Raw genomic sequence first — 21,543 nt, forward strand, 5'->3', positions numbered from 1 at the left:
CGGCCGAGGTTCAGCCAGTACGTCGACCCTCCGGCGGACGTCCTCGCGGCGCTCACCGGGCCGGCACTCGGCGCCACGGCGGGCCGGCTGTTCCACTCGCAGATCACGGAGGTCCACGCAGCCGTCGTCGTCGGGGCCTCGGCCCCCGCCTCCTGGTCAACTGGGCGCGGCCCGAACGGTCCCCGGCGCCCTGGAGACCCCCGGGGAGCCCGCCGACGCGGCACCGCCGGCCGGACAGGCCGTCAGTCCGGATGCGGGCGGGCCTGCGACGGACCGGCCCGAGGGCACGGCGGCAATCGCCTGCCCGCCGTGCGGGCCGCCCGGGTGGATCCGGGGGCCGTCCAGGGCCATCCGGGTGGATCCGGGAGACGTCCAGGGCCATCCGGGTGGATCCGGGGGCCGTCCGGGGAGACCTCCGGGGAGACGTCCGACCCGGAGTTGAACATGTTCAAACGCGTGCGCCATGATGATCGCGAGCGGGAGCGACCGGCCCCGAGCACGGGCGCCGGGCCGCCTCGTCGTACCCCGCCGCGCCCCGGTGCACGCCCCTGCCCGGGCGGCGGCAGAAAGGACCGTCCGCCGTGCCGACAACCTGGCAGAGCCGCTGCGCCGCCCTCGCGATCGCACTGATGTGGGGGTACGAGGGCCTCTGGTGCAAGATCTTCCCCGGCCGCGCCGACCAGCGGGCCATCGTCGAGGGCCTGCCCTTGCTGCCCGAGGGCGCCGCCACCGTGCTGCTCGTCGCCATCGGCCTGGCCGAACTGGCCCTCGGCGCCTGGGTGCTGAGCGGGCGCCGGCGCCGGCTCGCCGCGCTGGTGCAGACCGTGCTGGTGGTCGGCTTCAACACCGGCGGCCTGCTCGTCGGGGCCGACCACATCCCCGAGCCGGGCCGGCTGGTCGTCCAGGACCTGGCCTTCCTCGCCCTGATCTGGACGGTCGCCGCCGAACGCCCGGCACCCGCGGCCACGCCCGCGCACCCCGCGGCGGCCGCCGTATGACCGCCCGCACCGCCGCCCGCACCGCCGCCGGCGCGGGCACCCCGTGGGCGGAGGGCCGGCTGCTCACCGTCCAGCCTCGGCAGCCGCGCGTCCTGTTCGGCCGGATGTACGAGGACCCGGCGGTCGAGCTCGCCGCCTTCCCGCCACCCGCGGCGCGGGTGCTCTGCATCGCCTCGGCCGGGGACACCGCCGCCGCGCTCGCCGCCGCCGGCTACGACGTCACGGCCGTCGACCTCAACCCCGCCCAGCTCGACTACGCCCGCGGCCGGCTCCAGGCCGGAGCCCCGGCCGTCCCCGGCTCGGCCGAGCGCCTGCTCGCCACCGGCCGCGCCGCCGCCGGCGCGCTGCTACCCGCCTGGCGCCCGTCCGCACTGGAGCGGTTCCTGCGCCTGGACGACCCGGCCGAGCAGGCCCGGCAATGGCGGCGCACGCTCGACGGCCCCGGTCTGCGACTGTTCCTCGCCGCCTCGCTCCGGCCCGCCGGAGCCCTGGCCGTCGGGCTGCGGCCGCCCTTCCGCGGCGTCGTGCCGGCGCGCTTCGACGCCGTGCTGCGCGCCCGGCTCGCCCGTGGCTTCGCCCGGCACCCCAATGCCGCCAACCCCTGGGCCTGGCGGCTGCTGCTCGGCCACGAAATGCCCGGCGGCGAACCTCGTGGGCGTGACCTGACCGGACGCGACCTGCCCGGGCGCGACCTGCCCGAAGGTGACCTCCCCGGTGGTGGGGCGGCCACGGCCGGGCCGACCCAGGGGACCATCCGGCTGCTCGCCGGGGACGTCGTCGACCACCTGGAGCGCTCCCCGGCCGGCCACTACGACGCGGTGACGCTCTCCAACGTGCTGGACGGGCCCGGCCCCGCGTTCGCCCGGCGGTTGCGCACCGCCGTCCGGCACGCCGTGCGGCCCGGCGGGGTCGTCGTCCTGCGCAGCATCCGTGAGCCGGGCCCCGCCGGCCCCGGCGCCGCCGCCGAGGACCGCTCACTGCTCTGGGGCGTCGTCCGGGTGGTCCGGCCGCGAACCCCCGCCCGCCCCGCCTCCCGAAGGGCCTGACCGTGCGCCACCTGCTGCAACGCCACCCCCTCCCGATGCGCACCCACTTCGCGCACTCGCTCGTCCTCACCTACGCGCTGCCGCCCGAGCGGCTGGAGCCGCTGGTACCGCCGGGGCTCACCCTGGACACGTACACGGATCCCGGCGGCACCGAGCACGGCTTCGTCGCGGCCGCCGTGGTGGACGCCCGCGGCCTGCGCCCGGCCGGGTTGCCGGCCCGGCTCGGCGCGGACTGCGTGCTCACCGGTTACCGGGTCTTCACCCGCTTCCCCACCCCCGGCGGCCGGACCATGCGCGGCCTGCGCATCCTGCGCAGCGACACCGGCCACCGGCTGATGGTCGCGGGCGGCAACCTGTTCTCCCGCTACCACTACCGGCTCGCCCGGATCGGCAGCCGGGTCGTCGGCTCGACGCTGGAGTTCAAGGTGTGCAGCGCCGACGGCCTGGCCGACCTGCACGTCCGGGCCGACCTGGCGGGCGGCCCGGCGCCGCTGCCGCCCGGCAGCCCGTTCGCCGACGCCCGGGCCGCCCGCCGGTTCGCCGGCCCCCTCCCCTACACCTTCGAGTACGAGCCGCAGACCCGGTCGATGATCGTCGTCAAGGCCGTCCGTGCCCACTGGGAGCCGGTGCCGGTCTCGGTGGAGGTGCCGCGGCTGACGTTCTTCGACCACGGCCCACTGGCCGGCAGCCGGCCGGTGCTCGCCAACGCCTTCCACGTCGCGGACCTCGACTACGGGTGGCAGGCGGGCAGCCGCCGCGCCCTCGACGGGGGAGTCCGGTGAGCGGCGTCCGCCCGGTGGGCCGGGAGCCGCACGAGGTCCGTCGGCAGGAGCCTGCCGGTGCCGCGCCCGGCGCGGCCGCAGAGGCTGCCGGGGCCGCCGCGGTCACCGGGGTCGCAGAGGTCACCGCGGTCGCAGGGGCCACCCGGCCTGCGAGCAGCGCCGGATCCGCGAACGCAGCCGGATCCACGACGACCGACGCCGGCCGGCCCCACCGTCCCTCCGGGGTGCGCGAGGTGGTCGGCTACAACTGGCCGCTGTACGCCGCCGGGGCTCTCGCGGCCGGCGGGGGCTGGGCGCTGGCCCGGTGGCTGCCCCGCCCGGCGGCCCGGCTCGTCCGCGCGGGCGCGCTCACGGCGGGCTGGCTGCTCGCCGCCGCCACCGCCGCCACCTGGTGCGTCTACGACCGTTCCGGACTCCACGGCTACGCCTGGCTCGACGACCTCCTGCCGGAGGGTCCCGGCCGGCATCTCGTGGTCGCCACGGGCCTCGACGAGGCGAGCCGGCCCGTCGCGGCACGCCACCCGGCCGCGCCCCAGCGGACCGCGGACCTGTACGACCCGGCGCTGATGACGGAAGGCTCCATCCACCGGGCGCGCCGCCGGGTGCCGCCGGTGCCCGGCAGCCTGCCCGCCCGGCCGGGGGCGTTGCCCGCCGCGACCGCCTCGCTGGACTCCGTGCTCGCCGTGTTCTCGGCCCACGAGCTGCGCCGGCCCGCGGACCGCGCCGCGCTGTTCGCCGAAGCCGCCAGGGTGCTGCGGCCCGGGGGTGCGTTCGTCGTGGTCGAGCACCTGCGCGACGCCGCGAACTCCGCCGTCTACGGTCCCGGCGCCTTGCACTTCCTGTCGCGCTCCACCTGGCTCGGCCACGCCGCCGGGGCGGGCCTGAGCCTGGCGGCGGAGCGGCGGATCGCCGGCCTGGTCACCGCGTTCGCGTTCCGGCGGGCCGGGGCATGAACGGACTCCTCGACCTCGCTGTGCAGTTGCGGCTCGTCGGCGCCGTGCTGGTGGGCGTCGGCCTGTTCCACGCGGCGCTGCCGCGCGTGATCGGATGGCCGGCCGACCTGGACGGGACCACGCTGATGACCCGCCGGGTCTCCTGGGCGCACCTCTTCTTCATCGGCCTCACCTGCGTGCTGCTGGGCCTGCTGCCGCTCCTGCTGGCCGGCGAGCTCCTCGCGGGTACGCCGCTGGCCACCGCGCTGCTGGCCGGCCAGACGGTGTTCTGGGGTGCCCGGTGGCTCTTCCAGTTCACCGTGTTCCCGTCCCGGCTCTGGCGCGGCGACCCGCTTCGCACCCTGGGCCACGTCGCGTTCGCGGTGCTGTGGACGTGGGTGACGGCGGTGTTCGCGTGCGCGCTGTGGCGGGTCCTGTAGTCGGCCCGGGGCCCCGCACCCGCCGGGGCGCCCACCGGGGTGCCGGCCGACCGTCCGCGCCCACCCGCCGGGGCACGGGCGGGCGCGGACGGATCCTCGGGGGCTCTACGGCTGAACCCGGGAGCCTACGGCGGGGCCGACGGCACTACGGCCGGGCCTTGGAGGGGCCTTGGTGGGGCCTTGGTGGGGCCTTGGAGAGGCCTTGGCGGGCCTTGGAGAGGCCTTGGCGGGCCTTGGAGAGGCCTTGGTCAGGGGCACCGCTTCCAGGCGAGGTGGTAGAGGGTGTTGATGCTGCCGTCGGTGGAGTCCATCGTCATGAAGCTGGTGGTCTTGGACGGGTCCGACGTGCCGGCGCTCACCCTGAGCTCGGTGTTGATGTTGAAGTTGCGCAGCTCCCCGCAGGGCGCCCAGACCAGGGCCTCGACCGCGACGGTGTCGGTCACCTGCCAGCCGTTGTCGAGCTGCCCGGCGAACTGGTGGCTGCGCGAGGCGGTCTGCGGCGAGCCCTGGAAGTAGTAGCTGGCCTTCTGGAGTGCGGTCGCTCCCTTCTCCAGGTGGGCGAAGCCCCGGTAGTCGGCGGAGGCGATGGCGTAGGTGAAGCCCTGCGGGACGTGGACGTTCAGGTTGAGCTGACAGTTCTTGCGGAAGTCGGTGGGCTTGGAGCCGACGCCGACCTGGGCGATGTAGTCGCTGTACGTCACCGTGAAGGCGGTGTTGTCCGGCGAGACCGCGACGGCGGCCGTTCCGGCCGGGCAGCCGGACCCGTTGACGGTGGCCACGTCGATGACGATCTTGTCGGGCGGAGGTGTGGACCAGCCGGTGCCGGAGGCGGCTCCGGCGAGCTGGGTGACGAGCAGGGCCGCGGCTGCGCCGCCGACGGCCAGGACGCGTACGGTCACGGGCGTATCCTTCCGCTTTCCCGCCGGTTGCGGGTCTCGCACCCCCACGTGCGGACCACCCGGCGGGTTGTCGCGTACATGCCACCACCTTCGGTACTGCGCGTACAGGGGGAGCAGTAGAGCGCATCGCGTCGCGTCGGCGTGAACCCCCCGGCGCGGGGCGGCACGTTCACGCCCCCCCAGTGGGCGCCCCCAGCGCACACCCGCCCCGGAACCCCGCATCCGGTATCCGGTATCCGGTATCCGGTATCCGGTATCCGATCTTGATCGCAAGGGTCAAGCCGGTTGCCCCCGGGGCAATGTTTTCCTCTTCAATCAACAATCTGTTTATCATCTCCGGGCCCTTGTCCTGCCTGCCCGGAGCCCCCGCATGCCTACGCCCCCGCCCGCCCGGCCCCGGCCGCATCCGCTGCACGTTCTGCGCACCACCGTCTTCGCGATCGGCGCGCTCCTGGTACTGGTCGGGGTCGGCGTGGTGCTTCGGCAGCCGCTGCTGATCCCGCCGCTGGCCGCCAGCGCGGCCCTGGTCCACGGTGCGCCCGGGCTGCCGATCTCGCAGCCGCGCAACCTGGTCGGCGGCCAGCTGCTCTCCGCCGTGATCGGGTTCGCCACGCTCGCGGTGACCGGGAGCACCGCCTGGGGCGCGGCGGTCGCGGCCGGGCTCTCGCTGGGCGCGATGATGCTGACCCACCTCTCGCACTCCCCCGCCGCCGCCACCTCCGTGATCGTGGTGCTCCAGGCGCCGTCGCCGACCCATTTCCTCCCGCTGCTCGCCCTGTCCACGGCCCTCCTGGTGGCCATCGGCCTGCTCCCCGGCCGGATCGGCGGGCACCCGGAGCGCTACCCGCTCACCTGGTGAACCCCCGCCCGACCCTGCGCCGGTGCCGGGCCGGCGGCCCACACCGTCCGCCGCCGTGCCGCCGGTGCCGCCGCCCCCGCGTTGACGCTGTGTCCTGCGGGCCGCTCCAGCCCGGTCGCGCGGAACTGCCGTGCGCCGAGCGCCGGTTCGTGCCACCATGCCCGGCATGACTGATCGCGCACTGAGCTTCGGGGTGATGGCGCAAGCGTACGAACGGTTCCGGCCGGGGTATCCCCCGGAGCTCTTCGAACTGGTGACGGCGTACGCGGGCCGTCCGATCAGGACCGCCCTCGAAATCGGTGCCGGGACGGGCAAGGCGACCCGCCTGTTCGCCCGGCAGGGGATCGCCGTCACCGCGACCGAACCCGACGGAGCGATGCTCGCCGAGCTGCGCCGCCACGTACCGGCCGGTGCCAGAACGCTCCGGGCGGCGTTCGAGGACTTGGACCTGCCACCGGGTGACCGGTACGGGCTGGTCTACGCGGCGGCGGCGCTGCACTGGACCAGTCCGGAGGGCCGCTGGTCACGCATGGCCGGACTGCTGGAACCCGGTGGCGTGTTCGCCTGTTTCGGCGGGCCGGTCCAGCCGGCCGACCCCGCCGTGGAGGACGCCGTCCGCGCGGCGCGGGCACCGTTCCTGGAGAGCGACGAGGTCCCGTCCCCGGACGGGACGCCTCCGGAGCACGCCATGCAGTGGCCGGGCACGGAGCTCCAGCGGTCCGAGTGGTTCACCGGCGTGCGGCAGTCCGTCTTCGAACGGCGCCTGACGCTGAGCTCCCACGACTACGTCGGTCACCTCTCGACCGTCTCCGCCTACCTCGTCCTGCCTCCCCCCGAGCGGGAGGAGGTCCTCGGCCGGATCCTGCGGGTGCTTCCGGAGACGGTCGAGATCGCCGCCGACATCACCGTCCACCTCGCACGCCGGCGCGACGGACGGCAGGAGTAGACGGGCGGCGGGCGGAGAAGGGTGTCAGGGGTAGACCGGCGGCGGGCGGCGGGAGGGGAAGGGCCGCAGGAGCAGGCGGGAGGGGAAGGGCGGCAGAGGCAATGGGGCCCTCCGGCCCTGGCGGACCGCCGCCGGGAGGGGCAGACTCCTCGGAGGTTCCATCCGGCCCGCCGCGGCAGCGGGCCCAGGCTTACGGAGAAGTCATGGCGGACAACACGGCGACCCAGGCGAACACCCCCGTCAAGGTGTTCCTCCTCGACGACCACGAGGTCGTCCGCCGGGGCGTGTACGACCTGCTGGACGCCGAGCCCGATCTGACCGTCATCGGCGAGGCCGCCACCGTCGAGCAGGCACTGGCACGCGTTCCGGCCCTGCGGCCGGACGTCGCCATTCTGGACATGCGCCTGCCGGACGGCGACGGCGTCACCGTCTGCCGCGAACTGCGCTCGCGGATGCCCGAGTTGGCGTGTCTGATCCTCACCTCCTTCGACGACGAGGAGGCCCTGCTCGACTCGATCATGGCCGGCGCCGCCGGCTACGTGCTCAAGCAGATCAGCGGCACCGACCTGGTCTCCGCCGTCCGCACGATCGCCTCCGGCCAGTCCATGCTCGACCCCGGCGCCGCCACCCGCCTGATGGCCCGCCTGCGCGGCGACACCCCCGCCCAGGCCCCCGCCTTTCCCGAACTCACCGAGCGGGAGCGGGAGATCCTCGCCCTGGTCGGCGAAGGGCTGACCAACCGCCAGATCGGCCAGCGGCTCTATCTGGCCGAGAAGACCGTCAAGAACCACGTCTCCCGACTGCTGGCCAAGCTCGGCGTCGAGCGCCGGGTCCAGGCCGCGCTCATCGCCACCCAGGCCACCGCCGTCGGCCGACCGACGGGGCGCTCCGTCCTGTGAGCCCCGACGCGCCCGCACCCGCGCCCGCGCCCGCGCCCGCGCCCGCCCACGGTCCCACCCCGCCCGGGACCGTTCGGCGTCCGAGAGGGACCGAAGGCCCCTCACCCCGCGACGGATCCGGCGGGAGCATCGGTGTCATGACCTCCGCCCACACTCCGCCCGCCCCCGCTCCCCCCGACCACACGCCGCTGGACGAGCGGCAGTGCCTGCGGCTGCTGGCCGGGGCCTCGGTCGGGCGTGTCGTCTACACCGTCGGCGCGCTGCCGGCCGTCCTGCCGATCCGTTACCGCCTCGACGACGACGGCAGCGTGCTGCTGCGCAGCGCCGCCCGTTCCGAGCTGGTCCGTGCGGTGGACGGCGCGCTCGTCGCCTTCGAGACCGGCGAGGTCGACGCCGCGGACGGCAGCGGCTGGAGCGTCACCGTACTCGGCCGCGCCGACGTGACCGAAGACCCGCCGCCGACCGGTGCGGCCGGTGCAACAGGTGCAGTCGGAGCGGCCGGTGCGACCGGTGCGACCGGTGCGGTCAAGGGCCCGCCATCGCCCGTCCGGGTGTCGATCCGGATCCGCCCCGAGCTGGTGACCGGCCGCTTCCTCACCGACCTGGCGGTCGCGCCCCTCTCGTCCTGACCCGGCGCCTCCGCCCCCGCCATGCCCCGGCACCCGGCACCCGGCCCGCGCGTCCTGACCCGGCACCCCGCTCGTACCGGCCGGACGGCCGTCCGCCCCCGCCGGGTACCCGTCCCGCACACGCCGGGCATCCGGCGGCGCCACCGTACGGCCAACGTACGGCCGCCTGACGGCCGCCGGGCTCACGCGCCCAGCGGTGCCCACCAGTCCAGCCTCGTACCGCCCTCCGGCGCCGGCGCGATCTCGAACGCCCCGCCCACGCCGTCGGCCCGTTCGGCCAGGTTGCGCAGACCGCTGCGCCGCCCCTGCTCCGGGATTCCGACGCCGTCGTCCTGGACGGTCAGCCGCACCTGCGCCCCGGTCGCCTGGAGCACAACCTCGACCCGGCGGGCCCCGGCGTGCCGGGCGGCGTTGCTGAGCGCCTCGCCCAGGACCGCCACGACGTGGTCGGCGACCTCCGCCGGGACGTCCGTGTCCAGCAGGCCCTCCATGCTGAGCCTCGGCGGGAACCCGAGGGCGGCCTGGGCCTCCTCCGTCGTCCGGACCGCCCGGGCCCTCAGGCCCTGCCCGGCCCCCTCCTCCCGGGCCCGGAGGCCGAAGATGGTCGATCGGATGATCTTGATGGTCTCGTCGAGGTCCCCCACGGCACGGAGCACGCGGTCGGACGCCCCGGAGTGGTCGATGAACCGGGCCGCGCTCTGCAGCGTCATGCCGGTGGCGAAGAGCCGCTGGATCGCGAGGTCGTGCAGATCGCGGGCGATCCGGTCCCGGTCCTCCAGCATGGCGAGCTGCTCGGCGTCGCGGCGCCGCTCCCCGAGCTCCAGCGCCAGCGCCGCCTGGTCGGCGAAGCCGAGCAGCGGTCCGATCTCCCGCTCGGTGAAGAGCGCCTCCCCCGCCCGCCGGGCGAGCAGCAGCACCCCCGCGATGCGCCCGGCGGAACGGCCCAGCGGCACCGCCACGGCCGGCCCCAGGCCCTCGAAGCGACGCGGGCCGGCGGTCAGTCGCGGATCGCCGTCCAGGTCGGCCGTGGTGACCGGCGAGGCGTCGGCGCACGCCTTGCCCGACAGCGACCCGTCCTGCGCCACCACCAGGCCCAGCCGCCCGGCGGTGTCCCCGCCGAGCGCCAGTTCCACCCGCAGCGTGTCCGTCCCGGCGACCGGCACGGACACGTCCGCCAGGTCCGCCCCGGTGATCTCCCGGGCCCGCTGCGCGATCAGCTCCACGACGTCCGAGCGGGACGTCCCCGACAGCAGGGTCCGGTTGATCTCCGCGCTCGCGCTCAGCCAGCGCTGCTGGCGCTGCGCCTCCTCGTACAGCCGGGCGTTGTCGATCGCGACGCCCGCCGCGACGGCCAGCGTCGCGATCACCGACTCGTCGTCGGCGTCGAACTCCTCGCCGCCCCGCTTGTCGGTGAGGTAGAGATTGCCGAACACCTCGTCGCGCACCCGGACCGGGACGCCGAGGAAGGTCCGCATCGTGGGGTGGTGCGCCGGGCAGCCGTAGGAGGCCGGGTGCTCGTTGAGGTCGGCCAGCCGCAGCGCCTCCGGGTGCCGGATCAGCTCGCCGAGCAGCCCCTTGCCGGTCGGGTAGGGGCCGATCCGCGCGATCTCCTCCTCCGACAGGCCCACCGTCAGGAACTGCGACAGCGTTTCGCCGTCCGGCCCGATCACGCCGAGCGCGGCGTACCTGGCGTCGGCCAGCACGGCGGCCGCCTCGACGATCCGCCGCAGCACCTGCGTCAGATCCAGCTCGCGGCCCACCGACAGCACGGCCTCCAGCAGGCTGTGCACCCGGTCGCGGGTGCCCCGGGCCGCGTCGATCCGCGCCTGGAGCTCCTCCAGCAGCTCGTCCAACCGCAGCTGTGGAATGCGCGACCGCTCTACGTCGCCGCCCACCGGTCCTCCTCGTCCCCGCCGTGCCCCCGTCGTGCCCCTGCCGTTCTCCAGCGACGACCCCGATTCTGGCAGAGCCCCCGCGACCAGCGGAACGGCGCCCGGGCACCCGCCCGGGGACCGGGCAGGGGCGTCGGCGAACGGGTTCCGGGGCCGGGGAGCGTCAGGCCCGGAGGGCGTCGGGGCGTCAGCGCGTCGGGGCGTGTCCTACCCGTGGATCAGGCATCGTGGCCGGTCGGACGGGGAGTCTCGTCCGCCCAGCCTCGGGCGAGGGCCAGCCGGCCCGACCGCTGTGCCTCGCGCTGTTCGGTGGCCCATCGCTCCACCTGGTCCACGGACGTCGCCAGGGACCGGCCGGTGGTGTCGATCAGGTGGGTGCGCCATCGCGGGTCCTCGGCGGTCCACGTGGTCCACCGGTGCCAGGCCATCTCCGGCCGGCTCCCGTCGATGATGACGTCGGGCCGGAAGCGCGGGTCGCGGGCGTGCCCGCGGTGCCAGGCCGCCCAGCCGCAGAAGGCGTCGGTGGCGGCCTGGTCCCATCGGCCGCCGTCGCGTACGGCGAGACGGTCGCGCCGGTCCTGGTCCGCGACATCGATCAGGCAGACGGCGATCCCGTCCGGCAACGGGGCCGAGGGAGCGGCCAGAACCTCGCCCAACGGCGAGTTGCCGGACAGCAGCAGGTCCGTTCCGCGGGCCTGGTACTCCAGCCCGCGGCGTACCCACACCTCGGTCGTGCGATTGCGCCAGCCGGGCGGGATCGGCGGGTCCGGGACGCCGACCTCGTCGAAGTCGTGCACCACGACCCCGTCCAGTCGGTCGGCGACGGCGAGGGCGAGTGTGGTCTTGCCCGCTCCGCTGGAGCCGGTCAGCTCGAGCAGCATCCACCCAGGGTGACAGGCCGCCCAGGTTCCCGACCGGGATTTTCGGGCCCCGGCGATCCTCCGCACCCGCCGGACTCCTCCCGCCGGCCCGTCGGCCCGCCGGCCACTCACCGGCAGGCCGGCCACGCGTTGGCCTGGTCACCCCGCCCGGTCACCCGGCCTGGTCACCCGGCCTGGTGGACGGGCACCGGCGTGGTGGGCTCCTCCGCGGCCGCCGGGGTGCGGAGAGCTTCGGCGGGTGCACGCCCGCCCGTGCGGACGACGGCGACACCGGCGGTCACCACGCAGGCGACGCCCACCAGGCCGGCCGAACCGGGGACCTGGCCGAGCAGCACGACGCCGATGGCCGTGGCGATGGCCGGCTCCAGGCTCATCAGGGTGCCGAAGGCGCCGGTGGTGAGCCGTCGGAGGGCCAGGAGTTCGAGGCAGAACGGGAGCAGCGGCGCGAGTGCGGCCAGCAGCAGGCCGACGAGCACCAGCGAGGGCGTGAGCCCGCCGATCGCGGACGGGCCGGCGAGGACGGTGGTGACGAGCGCGGCGGTCGGTAGGGACACCGCGAGTCCCTTGAGGCCCTCCACCTGGTCGCCGGCGTGCTGGGTGAGGACGATGTAACCGGCCCAGCAGGCGCCGGCGCCGAGCGCGAGGGCGATGCCGACGAGGTCCGTGCCGCCGTGCCAGGGTTCGGTCAGCAGCAGGACTCCCGCGCCGGCCAGCACGCTCCACTGCAACAGACCGGCCCGGCGCCCGCCGTACAGGGAGACCGCGAGCGGGCCGAGGTATTCCAGCGCGCTCGCCGTGCCGAGCGGGATGCGAGCGACGGCGAGCATGAACAGGGACATCATCCCCGCGGTGACCACGCCGAGGGCCAGGCAGGCCCGCAGGCCGGCGCGGGTGAAGTCGGCGCGCCGGGGCCGGGCCAGCACCAGCAGGATCAGCCCGGCCCAGACCAGCCGGAGCCAGGCGGCGGCGACCGGGCCCAGCCGGTCGAACTGGGCGGCAGAGAGGGCGAGGCCGGCCTGGACGCTGGTCATGGCGGCGAGTGCCATGGCAGCGCCGGACCGGGAGCCGCCACGGCTCGGCGGGGCCTGCTTGTACGGGGTCATGGGGATCATTGGACCGCCTGATGACCGTTGCCGTCCACGTGCCATTTCTGGACAGTCCGTTCATGAATCATGAACGATGGAGTGATGGACACCCGCCGACTCGCCCTGCTCTGCGAGCTGACGCGCCTCGGCTCGATGCGCGCCGTCGCCGAGAGCCTCCACGTCACGACCTCGACCGTGTCGCAGCAGCTCGCCGCGCTGTCGAAGGAGGTGGGACAGGTGCTCATCGAGCCGGACGGGCGCGGGGTGCGGCTGACCCCGGCCGGCCGACGGCTCGCCGAGCACGGAGCGCGCATCCTGGACGCGGTGGAGGCCGCCCGCATCGACCTGAGCGCGGGCGCCGAGCCGAACGGCACGGTGCGGGTGGCCGGCTACCTCACGGGGGTGCGGGACCACCTCCTCCCCCTGGTCGTCCGGCTGGCCGAGGCGTACCCGCGGGTTCGGCTGCTGGTGCGCGAGCACGAACCGCCGGAGTCACTGGCGCTGCTGGCGGACGACACGGTGGACCTGGCGCTCACCTACGACTACAACCTCGCGCCGGCCCCGGTCGACCCCTCGGCCGACGCGGCCCCGCTGTGGACGGCCCGGTGCGGACTGGGCGTACCGGCGGGCCTGGACGTACCCGCCGACGGCGCCGTCCGGGTCTTCACCGCCTGTGCCGGGCTGGACTGGATCGTCAACTCCCGCCACACCGCCGACGAGACGGTGGTGCGCACGCTCTCCTCGATGGCGGGGTTCGACCCCCGGGTCACCCACCGCGCCGACAGCCTCGGCCTGGTCGAGCACATGGTCGCCGCCGGCCTGGGCGTGGCGCTGCTGCCCGCGGGACGGCCTGCCGTCCCCGGCGTGCGCTTCGTCCCGCTGGACGACCCGCCCGTCGTGCTGCGCGCGTACGCGGTGGCGCGCCACGGCCGGCTCCGGTGGCCGGCGCTCTCGCTGGTCCGCGAACTGCTGCGCGAGCAGGCCGGCCCGGCCGGCGCGCCCCGGGCCTGAGCAGGTCCGCGAGCAGGCCCGCGAGCAGGCCCAGGACGAACGCCCGTGCCCGGCGCCGCGGTTCCACCCGAGCGAACCGGTCCGCGGTCCGCCCCGTGGCCACATCGAGCGCCTCCCGCCAACGGCCGGGGATCTCTGCTGCGGCCCGCAGCCACCGACCGGTCTTCCGTCTTCACAGACCGATGATCACCGGTGGCCGCACCCGTCTCCGCGCCGGTCCTGGCCGGCACCATCACCATCCATGGCTGGACCACCGAGCGGCCGGGGACTCGTCGCCGTCCGTCCGGTGTGGCCGCCGTCACGCTTGAGCGGTGTCACATCTGACGCCGCTGCCCTGTCTTCAAGGCGGAAGCGAGAGAAGGGATCGTGAGGATGAAGACCGTCATCGTGTGCGCCTCCGTGTCGCACGGCAATACCCGGCGCGTCGCAGCCGCCATGGCCCAGGTCCTGGGCGCGAACGTCGTCTCCCCCGAGCAGGCCGACCTGACGGAGCTGGCCGACGCCGACCTCGTGGGATTCGGCTCGGGAGTCTTCTACACCAGACTCCACCCCCGCCTGACCGACCTCGTCAAGGCACTTCCCCCCGGGCGGGGCCGGGCGTTCGTGTTCGCCACCAGCGGGCTCCCCGAGATCCCGCCGGCGCCTTTCACCCGCCCCCTGGTCCAACTCCTCGAAGGCAAGGGCTTCCAGGTGGAGGGGAGCTTCTCATGCCGGGGGTTCGACACCTGGACGCCCTTCAAGCTCGTCGGCGGCATCAACAAACAGCGGCCGAACACCGAGGACCTGGCCGCCGCGCAGGCGTTCGCCGGGCGGCTGCGGGACAGGCAAGGGCCGGTGTCCTGACCAGTGGTGCCCCGAGGCATCGGCCTCTACCGCATCCCCAACCAGCGGTGATGCTCTGACCGCTTGACACCGCCCCGGAATCCTGACGGCTCCGGCTGGGGGTCCTCGCCGACCCCGAAGGAGCTCAGCGCTGTCCTCGCGCTCGCCGCCGCCAAGCTGCCATCACTCGAAGTGGACTGGGACTACGGTCGGCTGACCGGTGCCTACCTGATCAACCTCGGCTCCGCCCGAACCGCCCAGGTCCTGCGCATCACCGATCTCCTGCGCAAGGGCCTCCGGTGCGAGCGGCGGGCCGATGGTGTCTGAGGTCGCCGCCGCGACCCCCGCCGGCTCGCCGACCTCCGTCCCTCCCCGTCCAGGGGCGGCGCGCCAACTGGTGCTCCCTGGGCGGCGCTCACGGTTCCCGCACCATGCGCAGGTTCGGCAGCCTCCCGCGCCAGAGCTCGCGCTCGCCCGTGGCCTCGAATCCGTGGCGCCGGTAGAAGCGGATCGCCCGCGTGTTGTAGTCGGTGACCCACAGCCGCACGGGTGCGTCCCCCGCCCACACGAGGAACTCACGCATCATCCGGTCGCCGAGCCCCTGGCCCTGGGCTTCGTTCGACAGGTACATCGGGCCGAGCGTGACCGCCTCGTCCCGGCGGCCGCAGACGAACCCGACGGCCTCAGCCCCGGAGCGGGCGACGAGGCAGAACAGCAGGTCCGGCTGCCGCAGCGCCGCCTCGATGAACGCCCGCCACCCGGCGATCCCGTCCGCCGTGGCGGAGGAGCCGTGCTGCTCGCGGATCCAGGCTTCGTCGATCCCGGCGTCCTCACAGGGATACGTCTCCAGCCAGACCCTCAGCTGAAGTGGGCCGAGAGCCAGGGCGTCGTCGGGGCGGGGGGATTCGAGTACGTGGGGCATGGGGCCATCCTCGACGGTGCGGCCGGGCGCGTGGGGGATACCGCCGGATTGGGGTGCCGGTAAGAACGCTGTCACCAGCCGCAAACGGGAATGATCTTGCGCCGGTGCCACCTGCGTGGGTGAGTTCCGGGCCGTACGGCTCCGGCGAGTGAGGCCCAGCGAGGACGATCGGCGATCACGGCCCGTCCTCCGCTGGGACCCGCAGGCGGTGGCAGAGAGGGTGAGGACACGCCGCCGGTGCTGGGGACGATCAAGGAGGCGCCGGGCAACGTGAGCCTGGTGACGATGCTCACCGAGATCGACAAGCTGCTGACGGTGCGGGCGATCGGGCTACCGCCGGATCTGTTCAGGCCGAACTTCTCACACCCGCCAACCGACGTGGCCTGACCCCGCTGTTCTGGTCCCACATCCGCCCGTACGGGGAGGTAAATCTCGACATGGACACCCGCCTGAACCTCACTGCGGGCTCGACGGGTCCCCTCCCTCGTACCGCTGCGGCCGTCGAGCAGTCGGTGCTGAGCCCCAGGGATCCGCGAGTGCCCGATTCTGAACCTGGAGGGTTGTCGGGGTTCAGGCTTCGGCATGGTGGGCGAGTGCGGCGTCTGGTTTGCCGTGGCCCTCGGTCACATCGGTGTGGACGCCGGCGGCAGTCGGCCGGGAGACGGCGTGGATGAGGCGTGTTCGGCGGCGACCGCGAGTTCGTGGGCCTGGACCTCGGTGAGCTGCGGGGCGACGACGAAGTCGGCTTCGGCGCCCAGTGTGTGGCCGATCCAGCGCATGCGGACCTGTCCCACGTCTCGGACATCGCGCTGGACGTGCTCGGCCGTGGAAAAGTTATGCCTCCCTGCACGGTGTCATACCGTCACGACGCTCGTGTGCTCGCATAGTTGGCGACACGAGAGTCATACTGGCTCCGCCTTCGAAGTGCCACCGGCCCGCTGTGCCATCAACGTTCAGCACACTCAGCTCAGTCAATGGCGGAGTCGATGAGATGCGGCATTCCCGGTATCAGTCCCGTCCGCCTCCGCTTACTCTCGCAACAGGTGCGCCGCTCTCAGCTTGGCAAGAAGTGCGTTGAAATCATTTCTCAGCTGGATAATGTCCGTCGTGGTCGAGTCCTTCTGATCTGGCACGCCCTGTGGAATCGGCTCAAGGTACTTTCTGTTTGCGATGACATCCAAGTCATAGAGCGTCTCCCACTTCAGACAATTGTCCTCAGTGACCACTCCAACCTGCTGGGGCAGGTCCCGGCTCCAGGACCGCGGCTGACTTGGACCGGAGATGTTGTCGTGCGGGTTCAACGGGCCACCGGGCTTGTAGGCGGTCAGCCGATACAGGAAGTCATTGGGGGGAGTCGGCGTGACGGTTTGCCCGATGATGTAGTGCGTCCCGGGAGCCCAGGTAGAAGCCTTTCGCCCCCTTCCACACGGAGCCCGCACCGCCCACCCGATCGGGCCTTCGCGCTCTGCATCTCTAAGGCCATTGAGGATCAGATCACCCGGGCGGTAGAAGTTTGAGCTACCTGCAAGGGTATCGAAGGGAGTTCCGCCATAAACAACACAGATTCGCCGCTCCCCGTTATTGTCAGGTCTTCCAATCCAGGCTTCCGGAAGCATCAGCGCGCCGGGGCGCGGACCGTTTTCGTACGCGTTTTGATAGTACGTATGGAAAGACCCACCACTCAGAAGGGACGTTTCAATCCTGCCGATACGAGCGTCATCGCTATCTGGATCCCGAGATATCTGGACTTGGGTACGGAAGAGGGAATCCCCGTCGACGGGTTTCAGCTTGCCGTCCATCGTCACGGACTGAACATCCTGAATGATGGTGGAATCCGCATTACTTCCGAGGGCGTTGGACGTTACGATCGAAGGCGGGCATTTGCCCAGGCATTCCCATCTCACCTCGCCATCTTTTGTCACGCCCCCTTCCGTTGGGACCTCGGTGGACCATTGAATAGGCATACCGGTCGGGTTTTCCGGACTAGCTCCGAGAGTATGCCCGCCGACTATTGCTCGAAATAGGTACCCTTGCGCGGGGTAGGGTGGGATGGGTGGGTCCCTTGGTGGGGGGTCGGGCGGCGTCTGCAACTCGCCCACATCTATATCGATCCCACCGTTGACGATCCGATACAAGTGCACTTCGGAGTGGTTGTTTGTCACTTTCAAGGCAGAGGGTCCAGGTCCTCCTCTGACGGCGCCAAAGCCCCAGTACTTTGAGTCCGGGGTGATGTCCATGTCCCCTCCGACTACAGCGGCATGGCCACCCCCCTTGAATACCACTGGTGCATCCACTTCGGCATAGCAACCGACGTACACAGACCACGCGCCATCGCTTTCGGAACTGATGTTTCGGTGCTGGTTTGCTTCGGTGTGACACGAAACGAAGGTGCAGCCGAGATACGAAGCATCATGAATTCCATCACGCCCGTTTTGTGTGGCAGAGACGTTCATGACCAGCATGGTATTTGCATTATCCTTACCCTTGCTGCCGATGTCGAGCCCATGCTGGCCATTGCTAATGATGAGGCAATCACGTATCTGTGTGAGGTTGGCATTAACTTCCGGCGTGAAGCGAGGCGGGTAGCTCGCGTATATCGTTATTCCGTTACGCCTGAAGCCAACGACCCGCACCTTCTCGATCCACGGGCCGTGCGCCAGAACTCGTACGCCATCCATCTGCGGGGCCTGATGGAGATCGGCCTCGGTGGTACCCCTCGCTTGTAGGGGCCTCGACTCGAGGGTGAACTGGCGAAGCACAGCATAGTCAGCACGACCGCGATCGGGCGATACGGTAAAATGGCCCGTCAGGGCAATTGCGCAATAAACGGTCTCTCCGGCGTCTACTCCGACTTGACCGATACCGCCGCCGATACCTGGAGGGATTGGAGGGTCGTGTGGAGGGGGTTCAAGGGGACTGGTCCTGGTGGAGAGGTTGAAATCCGCCTTTTCGCCTGCGACATCTGCGATGATGCGGGAAGTTCCTCTGAATCCAAAGCCGGCTCCCTCCAGAATGCAACCGTTCGAGACGACAAGAGGCTTCCTAATCAGGTAGTCACCCGGAGGCAGGTAGACGACTTTGCCGTCGGACGCCGGTTCATCAGTCATCTTTCCGAGTCGCATTGCGCAGTCCAGGGCATCTTGGAGCGCGTCCGTGTCGTCTGCCTTTCCATCCCCTGCTGCCCCGAAGTCGAGCACGTTCAGCCGCGTGTCGCGGCGGGGCCGGATTGTCACCATGCCCGAAGCGTCACAGTCACCGATCCAGTTCGGAGCACTGATGCAGACTTTTGCGTTTGTCGGATCGTTTTTGCGCACGCGCACGGCGTTAGCCCGCACGAGTTTTCCCGAACTGTTGACGCCAACCGCGCCAGACTTTCCGGGGCCCAGGCCGCCGAAGACAGCGCCGTCTATTCGGACAACACCGCCTATTTGAACGTCGACCTTCGTCCTGGCGTCCGCTGTCTGCAGAGCAATCCCAAAGAACGGAAGGGTATGCAACGTCTCGTCGTCGGGGTTGTTGCTCTGCGGGACAGCAGGAGCGACGGCAGGGGTGACGGGGGTGGCCGGTGATCCGGGGGTGGTCGGTGATTGGGTGATGCGGACCGCCTGGCCGGCTGTGACCTTCTGTGCGGCTTGCATGGTGACAATAACGGTGTCCATCGGAGCTTCTCTTCCGTTGAGACTTCGTTGGCAAACGCAGGTCCGGGGAACACGCCAGTTCCGGGAGAGTCCTCAGCGGAGGCCGGGCGGTGGTCCGATCTCATCGGCGCCGGAGGTATTACTGAATCCTCTACAGCCGCCTCCTCCAAGGATAGGCGCGCCAGGCCCTCTCGACGATCCGTGGCAGCCCCTGGAGGGCGCGCGCCGCCGCCGGGGCGCCCCTGGCCCGGGCCCCGCAAAGGACAACGCCAACGGGCCCGTACGCGACGCCCTGGTATCCATGAACTCAGACCCCTCTTCCGAGCAGGGTGAGCGGCCGGCGGGCATCGCGGGCATGGTGCCGAAGGACGGAAGCGATGCTGCTCTTGCCGGTCAGGCGGCGGGCAGCGATGGCCGGTTGCGCCAGATCGCCATCCCGGCCTGGGAGTTGAGATCCGGGCCTCCTGCTTCGAGAGGCGATCATCGAAGCCGGGTTGGAAAGGGCCGGCCGCGGTGGAGCCGCTGGCCAGCCGTAGCCGCCCGGTGTCCTGCCGAGCGGCGTACCACGCTGGGACGCATGCATGTGCGTCCTGCCGCCCGGCAGTTCAGGCGGCCCACGGCATGAGGTGACCGTACGTCACGCCCGCGACCTGCCCGCCTGCCCGCCTGCCCGCCTGCCCGCCTGCCCGGAGAACACCGTCACCTCGATCGCGAAAGCTCCTCGGCGTCTCCCGCAACACCATCTGCAACGACGTGCCCGAGCTGAAGGGAAGCCGTCTCACGCTCGCCGAGACGGCCAACACGACGGAGCTGCCCCCACCCTCCAGGGCATAGGACTGATCACCGCCGTCTGCGGTTGGTGACAGGGTTCTTACCAGCACCCCGGATTCCACGACCGCCGACCTCCGACGCCGGGCAGCGGGCCGCGGACAGCGGCCGCCGACCGCCGGGCCGCGGGCAGTCCCCGCCGGGGCCGACGGCCCGTCAGGCGGTGCCGAGGCGGCGGCCGGTGATCTCGTCGGGGCGGATGCGTACCCAGAGCGGACGGTCGCCGCCGGCCCACGGGGTGGTGCCGGGCAGTTGCGAGAGCCGCTCGGCCTCGTCGGGGTCGTCGACGTGGTGCGCCTCGCCCAGCACCAGCACGCTCCAGCCGCGGCTCAGGTGGTCGTCGATGTGGTCGACCTGGAACGAGACCGGCGAGCCGTCCACCGGCGCGGCGCTGCCCCGGGCCGCCGTGCGGTAGACGATCGTGCCCTCGGTCACCGCGTAGTTGACCGGGTAGACGGCCGGCCCCGGCTGGACGGGGAGTCCGACCCGGCCGATGCCGTGGGTGCCGATGAGCGCCCAGCACTCCGGCTCGGTGAGGTGGAGCAGGAGCGGTCGCGGCCCGGGTTCGGACTGTCCCGGCGGGGCGTCGGCGCGGCCCTCCAGCAACTCGGACCAGGACATCCGCAGGGCTCCGCCGATCCGGGCGAACCCGGCCGGGTCGAAGGCCGGGCCGGCGTTCAGCAGGTGCCGAAGGTAGCGGGGTGCCATCGCGGCCTGGTAGGCCAACATCTGGTCGGTCATGCCGAGCTGGTCGCGCCGCTCCACGACGCGGCGGGCGACGTCGGCGGGGTCGGCCCGTCCGATGACGTCGGGGTCGGGGGTGTGGTTCACGGTGGCTCCTCGGCTCGTCACGGCGGTCCCCCGCCGGTGCCCCTGGGTCACGCCCGGAAGAGGGCGACCTTCAGGGCGCCGTTCTCCCCGGCGTCGGCGAAGACGTCGTACGCGTCCTGCATCTCGTCCAGGCCGAAGCGGTGGGTGACCAGCCCGGCGACGTCCAGCCGGCCTGCGGCGAGCATGTCGAGCAACAGCGGGGTGCTGTGGGTGTCGACCAGGCCGGTGGTGATGGTGAGGTTGCGGATCCAGAGCTCCTCCAGGTGCAGCAGAGCCGGTTTGCCGTGCACACCGACGTTCGCCACCCGCCCACCGGGCCGGACGACGCGGGTGCAGAGTTCGAAGGACTCGGGCACGCCGACCGCCTCGATCGCCACGTCCGCGCCCAGGCCGTCCCCGCTCAGTTCGCGCACCGCCTCCGGGGTCGCGTCGGCGACGGTGAGGGTGGTGTCCGCGCCGAACCGCTTGGCGGCGTCCAGGCGGGCCTGCGCGAGGTCGACCGCGATGATGCGGCCGGGGCTGTAGAGCCGGGCGGTGAGGATCGCGGCCAGGCCGATCGGGCCCGCGCCGACGACCACGACGGTGTCGCCGGGCCCCACCCGGCCGTTGTGGACGCCGACCTCGTAGGAGGTGGGCAGGATGTCGGCGAGCAGCAGCGCGGCCTCGTCCGTGACCCCTTCGGGCAGCCGGTGCAGCGAGTTGTCGGCAAAGGGGGTGCGGACGTACTCGGCCTGGCAGCCGTCGACCAGGTGGCCGAGGATCCAGCCGCCACCGCCGGTGCACTGACCGTACGCCGCCGCGCGGCAGTAGGCGCAGCGGCCGCAGGCCGAGATGCAGGAGACCAGGACGCGGTCGCCGGCCTTGACGGTGCGCACGCCCGGCCCGGTCTCGGTGACGGTGCCGACGGCCTCGTGTCCGAGGACCCGGCCTTCGACGACCTCGGGGACGTCGCCCTTGAGGATGTGCAGGTCGGTGCCGCAGATGGTGACCGCGTCCACCCGGACGATCGCGTCCTCGGCGTCGCGGAGGACGGGGTCGGGGACCGCTCCCCAGGTACGGCGGCCCGGTCCGTGGTAGGTCAGCGCCTTCATCTCCCGGTCACTCCTCTCGGGCTCCTCGGTCCTCCCCCGCCGTCGGAGCCGGGCGGCGGGGAGCCGGGTGGTGGCCGGCCCGGACGGCAGCCGGTGCAGGTGGCGGCCGACG

21 protein-coding genes and 1 pseudogene are annotated in these 21,543 nt (G+C 72.5%); 13 read left to right on the plus strand and 9 right to left on the minus strand.

The features are described 5' to 3' along the window. Positions 1–581 precede the first annotated feature (581 nt). From J5Y04_RS05505 to J5Y04_RS05525, 5 genes are all read left to right on the plus strand, one after another. Positions 582–998, plus strand: coding sequence for a DoxX-like family protein (locus J5Y04_RS05505; protein ID WP_209410665.1), 417 nt, complete (start codon positions 582–584; stop codon positions 996–998). Beyond that, entirely contained in the window at positions 995–2,044 is a 1,050-nt protein-coding gene (locus J5Y04_RS05510) for a DUF3419 family protein (RefSeq protein WP_209410667.1), read from the plus strand. The genes J5Y04_RS05505 and J5Y04_RS05510 overlap by 4 nt, the downstream gene beginning before the upstream one ends. A 2-nt stretch (positions 2,045–2,046) precedes the next feature. Next, the gene (locus tag J5Y04_RS05515) at positions 2,047–2,826 is read left to right on the plus strand and encodes a DUF2071 domain-containing protein (protein WP_209410669.1); all 780 of its coding nucleotides are present in this window, start codon (positions 2,047–2,049) and stop codon (positions 2,824–2,826) included. Between the two features lie 224 nt (positions 2,827–3,050). Beyond that, positions 3,051–3,779 carry a class I SAM-dependent methyltransferase gene (locus tag J5Y04_RS43450; RefSeq protein ID WP_209410670.1) on the plus strand — a complete coding sequence of 243 codons (729 nt, stop codon included), beginning with the start codon at positions 3,051–3,053 and terminating at the stop codon, positions 3,777–3,779. Further along, positions 3,776–4,198 (plus strand): hypothetical protein, encoded by a 423-nt coding sequence (locus tag J5Y04_RS05525; RefSeq protein ID WP_209410671.1) that lies wholly within the window; start codon positions 3,776–3,778, stop codon positions 4,196–4,198. The genes J5Y04_RS43450 and J5Y04_RS05525 overlap by 4 nt, the downstream gene beginning before the upstream one ends. Before the next feature lie 248 nt (positions 4,199–4,446). Here the strand turns inward: J5Y04_RS05525 and J5Y04_RS05530 are convergent, their stop codons facing one another. Beyond that, a complete protein-coding gene (locus J5Y04_RS05530) occupies positions 4,447–5,097 on the minus strand; it encodes a DUF4360 domain-containing protein (RefSeq protein ID WP_209410673.1) in 651 nt (216 codons plus the stop codon). Positions 5,098–5,467: 370 nt separating this feature from the next. Between J5Y04_RS05530 and J5Y04_RS05535 the strand changes: the two genes are divergently transcribed. The 4 genes from J5Y04_RS05535 (at position 5,468) to J5Y04_RS05550 (ending at position 8,430) form a co-directional block, all read left to right on the plus strand. Beyond that, entirely contained in the window at positions 5,468–5,956 is a 489-nt protein-coding gene (locus J5Y04_RS05535) for an HPP family protein (protein WP_209410675.1), read from the plus strand. A gap of 166 nt (positions 5,957–6,122) precedes the next feature. Next, a complete protein-coding gene (locus tag J5Y04_RS05540) occupies positions 6,123–6,902 on the plus strand; it encodes a trans-aconitate 2-methyltransferase (protein WP_209410677.1) in 780 nt (259 codons plus the stop codon). 203 nt (positions 6,903–7,105) lie between these two features. Further along, a complete protein-coding gene (locus J5Y04_RS05545) occupies positions 7,106–7,801 on the plus strand; it encodes a response regulator transcription factor (RefSeq protein ID WP_209410679.1) in 696 nt (231 codons plus the stop codon). Between the two features lie 137 nt (positions 7,802–7,938). Continuing rightward, on the plus strand, positions 7,939–8,430 hold the full coding sequence (locus J5Y04_RS05550; protein ID WP_209410680.1) for a pyridoxamine 5'-phosphate oxidase family protein: 492 nt from the start codon (positions 7,939–7,941) through the stop codon (positions 8,428–8,430). Positions 8,431–8,612: 182 nt separating this feature from the next. Here J5Y04_RS05550 and J5Y04_RS05555 read toward each other — a convergent pair whose 3' ends face one another. The 3 genes from J5Y04_RS05555 to J5Y04_RS05565 form a co-directional block, all read right to left on the minus strand. Beyond that, positions 8,613–10,325: a GAF domain-containing sensor histidine kinase gene (locus tag J5Y04_RS05555; RefSeq protein WP_307852944.1), complete on the minus strand. Its 1,713-nt coding sequence runs from the start codon at positions 10,323–10,325 to the stop codon at positions 8,613–8,615. Between the two features lie 215 nt (positions 10,326–10,540). Then, a complete protein-coding gene (locus tag J5Y04_RS05560) occupies positions 10,541–11,203 on the minus strand; it encodes a hypothetical protein (RefSeq protein ID WP_209410682.1) in 663 nt (220 codons plus the stop codon). A 164-nt stretch (positions 11,204–11,367) separates the two neighbouring features. After that, the gene (locus tag J5Y04_RS05565; protein WP_245204356.1) at positions 11,368–12,306 is read right to left on the minus strand and encodes a DMT family transporter; all 939 of its coding nucleotides are present in this window, start codon (positions 12,304–12,306) and stop codon (positions 11,368–11,370) included. A gap of 84 nt (positions 12,307–12,390) precedes the next feature. Here J5Y04_RS05565 and J5Y04_RS05570 point away from each other — a divergent pair, with 84 nt between their 5' ends. The 3 genes from J5Y04_RS05570 to J5Y04_RS05580 all read left to right on the plus strand — a co-directional run bounded on the left by J5Y04_RS05570 (position 12,391) and on the right by J5Y04_RS05580 (position 14,448). Then, on the plus strand, positions 12,391–13,299 hold the full coding sequence (locus J5Y04_RS05570) for a LysR family transcriptional regulator (protein WP_209410684.1): 909 nt from the start codon (positions 12,391–12,393) through the stop codon (positions 13,297–13,299). 372 nt (positions 13,300–13,671) lie between these two features. Continuing rightward, entirely contained in the window at positions 13,672–14,142 is a 471-nt protein-coding gene (locus J5Y04_RS05575) for a flavodoxin family protein (protein WP_209410686.1), read from the plus strand. Positions 14,143–14,205: 63 nt separating this feature from the next. After that, positions 14,206–14,448 (plus strand): hypothetical protein, encoded by a 243-nt coding sequence (locus J5Y04_RS05580; RefSeq protein WP_209410688.1) that lies wholly within the window; start codon positions 14,206–14,208, stop codon positions 14,446–14,448. A gap of 88 nt (positions 14,449–14,536) precedes the next feature. Here J5Y04_RS05580 and J5Y04_RS05585 read toward each other — a convergent pair whose 3' ends face one another. Next, complete coding sequence (locus J5Y04_RS05585) at positions 14,537–15,043, minus strand: GNAT family N-acetyltransferase (RefSeq protein ID WP_209410690.1); 507 nt, start codon at positions 15,041–15,043, stop codon at positions 14,537–14,539. Between the two features lie 237 nt (positions 15,044–15,280). Here J5Y04_RS05585 and J5Y04_RS05590 point away from each other — a divergent pair, with 237 nt between their 5' ends. Beyond that, entirely contained in the window at positions 15,281–15,430 is a 150-nt protein-coding gene (locus J5Y04_RS05590; protein WP_209410692.1) for a hypothetical protein, read from the plus strand. A 183-nt stretch (positions 15,431–15,613) separates the two neighbouring features. Here the strand turns inward: J5Y04_RS05590 and J5Y04_RS05595 are convergent. The 4 genes and pseudogenes from J5Y04_RS05595 to J5Y04_RS05610 form a co-directional block, all read right to left on the minus strand. Beyond that, a pseudogene (locus J5Y04_RS05595) lies at positions 15,614–15,846 on the minus strand (cation diffusion facilitator family transporter); the annotation flags it as partial. Positions 15,847–16,071: 225 nt separating this feature from the next. Continuing rightward, on the minus strand, positions 16,072–18,702 hold the full coding sequence (locus J5Y04_RS05600) for a glycosyl hydrolase family 28-related protein (RefSeq protein ID WP_209410694.1): 2,631 nt from the start codon (positions 18,700–18,702) through the stop codon (positions 16,072–16,074). Between the two features lie 963 nt (positions 18,703–19,665). Continuing rightward, complete coding sequence (locus tag J5Y04_RS05605; protein ID WP_307852945.1) at positions 19,666–20,340, minus strand: pyridoxamine 5'-phosphate oxidase family protein; 675 nt, start codon at positions 20,338–20,340, stop codon at positions 19,666–19,668. Positions 20,341–20,387: 47 nt separating this feature from the next. Next, positions 20,388–21,431, minus strand: a complete 1,044-nt coding sequence (locus J5Y04_RS05610; protein ID WP_209410703.1) for a zinc-dependent alcohol dehydrogenase family protein — start codon at positions 21,429–21,431, stop codon at positions 20,388–20,390. Positions 21,432–21,543 lie beyond the last annotated feature (112 nt).

The organism is Kitasatospora sp. RG8, assembly GCF_017813315.1.
Taxonomy (GTDB): domain Bacteria; phylum Actinomycetota; class Actinomycetes; order Streptomycetales; family Streptomycetaceae; genus Kitasatospora.

Excerpts from the sequence above, each read along its gene's own strand:
- J5Y04_RS05565 (WP_245204356.1), bottom strand. The coding sequence starts at position 12,306 with ATGACCCCGTACAAGCAGGCCCCGCCGAGCCGTGGCGGCTCCCGGTCC.
- J5Y04_RS05585 (WP_209410690.1), bottom strand. The coding sequence starts at position 15,043 with ATGCCCCACGTACTCGAATCCCCCCGCCCCGACGACGCCCTGGCTCTC.
- J5Y04_RS05600 (WP_209410694.1), bottom strand. The coding sequence starts at position 18,702 with ATGGACACCGTTATTGTCACCATGCAAGCCGCACAGAAGGTCACAGCC.
- J5Y04_RS05545 (WP_209410679.1), top strand. The coding sequence starts at position 7,106 with ATGGCGGACAACACGGCGACCCAGGCGAACACCCCCGTCAAGGTGTTC.
- J5Y04_RS05510 (WP_209410667.1), top strand. The coding sequence starts at position 995 with ATGACCGCCCGCACCGCCGCCCGCACCGCCGCCGGCGCGGGCACCCCG.
- J5Y04_RS05575 (WP_209410686.1), top strand. The coding sequence starts at position 13,672 with ATGAAGACCGTCATCGTGTGCGCCTCCGTGTCGCACGGCAATACCCGG.
- J5Y04_RS05540 (WP_209410677.1), top strand. The coding sequence starts at position 6,123 with ATGACTGATCGCGCACTGAGCTTCGGGGTGATGGCGCAAGCGTACGAA.
- J5Y04_RS05570 (WP_209410684.1), top strand. The coding sequence starts at position 12,391 with ATGGACACCCGCCGACTCGCCCTGCTCTGCGAGCTGACGCGCCTCGGC.
- J5Y04_RS05535 (WP_209410675.1), top strand. The coding sequence starts at position 5,468 with ATGCCTACGCCCCCGCCCGCCCGGCCCCGGCCGCATCCGCTGCACGTT.
- J5Y04_RS05525 (WP_209410671.1), top strand. The coding sequence starts at position 3,776 with ATGAACGGACTCCTCGACCTCGCTGTGCAGTTGCGGCTCGTCGGCGCC.
- J5Y04_RS05550 (WP_209410680.1), top strand. The coding sequence starts at position 7,939 with ATGACCTCCGCCCACACTCCGCCCGCCCCCGCTCCCCCCGACCACACG.
- J5Y04_RS05560 (WP_209410682.1), bottom strand. The coding sequence starts at position 11,203 with ATGCTGCTCGAGCTGACCGGCTCCAGCGGAGCGGGCAAGACCACACTC.
- J5Y04_RS05610 (WP_209410703.1), bottom strand. The coding sequence starts at position 21,431 with ATGAAGGCGCTGACCTACCACGGACCGGGCCGCCGTACCTGGGGAGCG.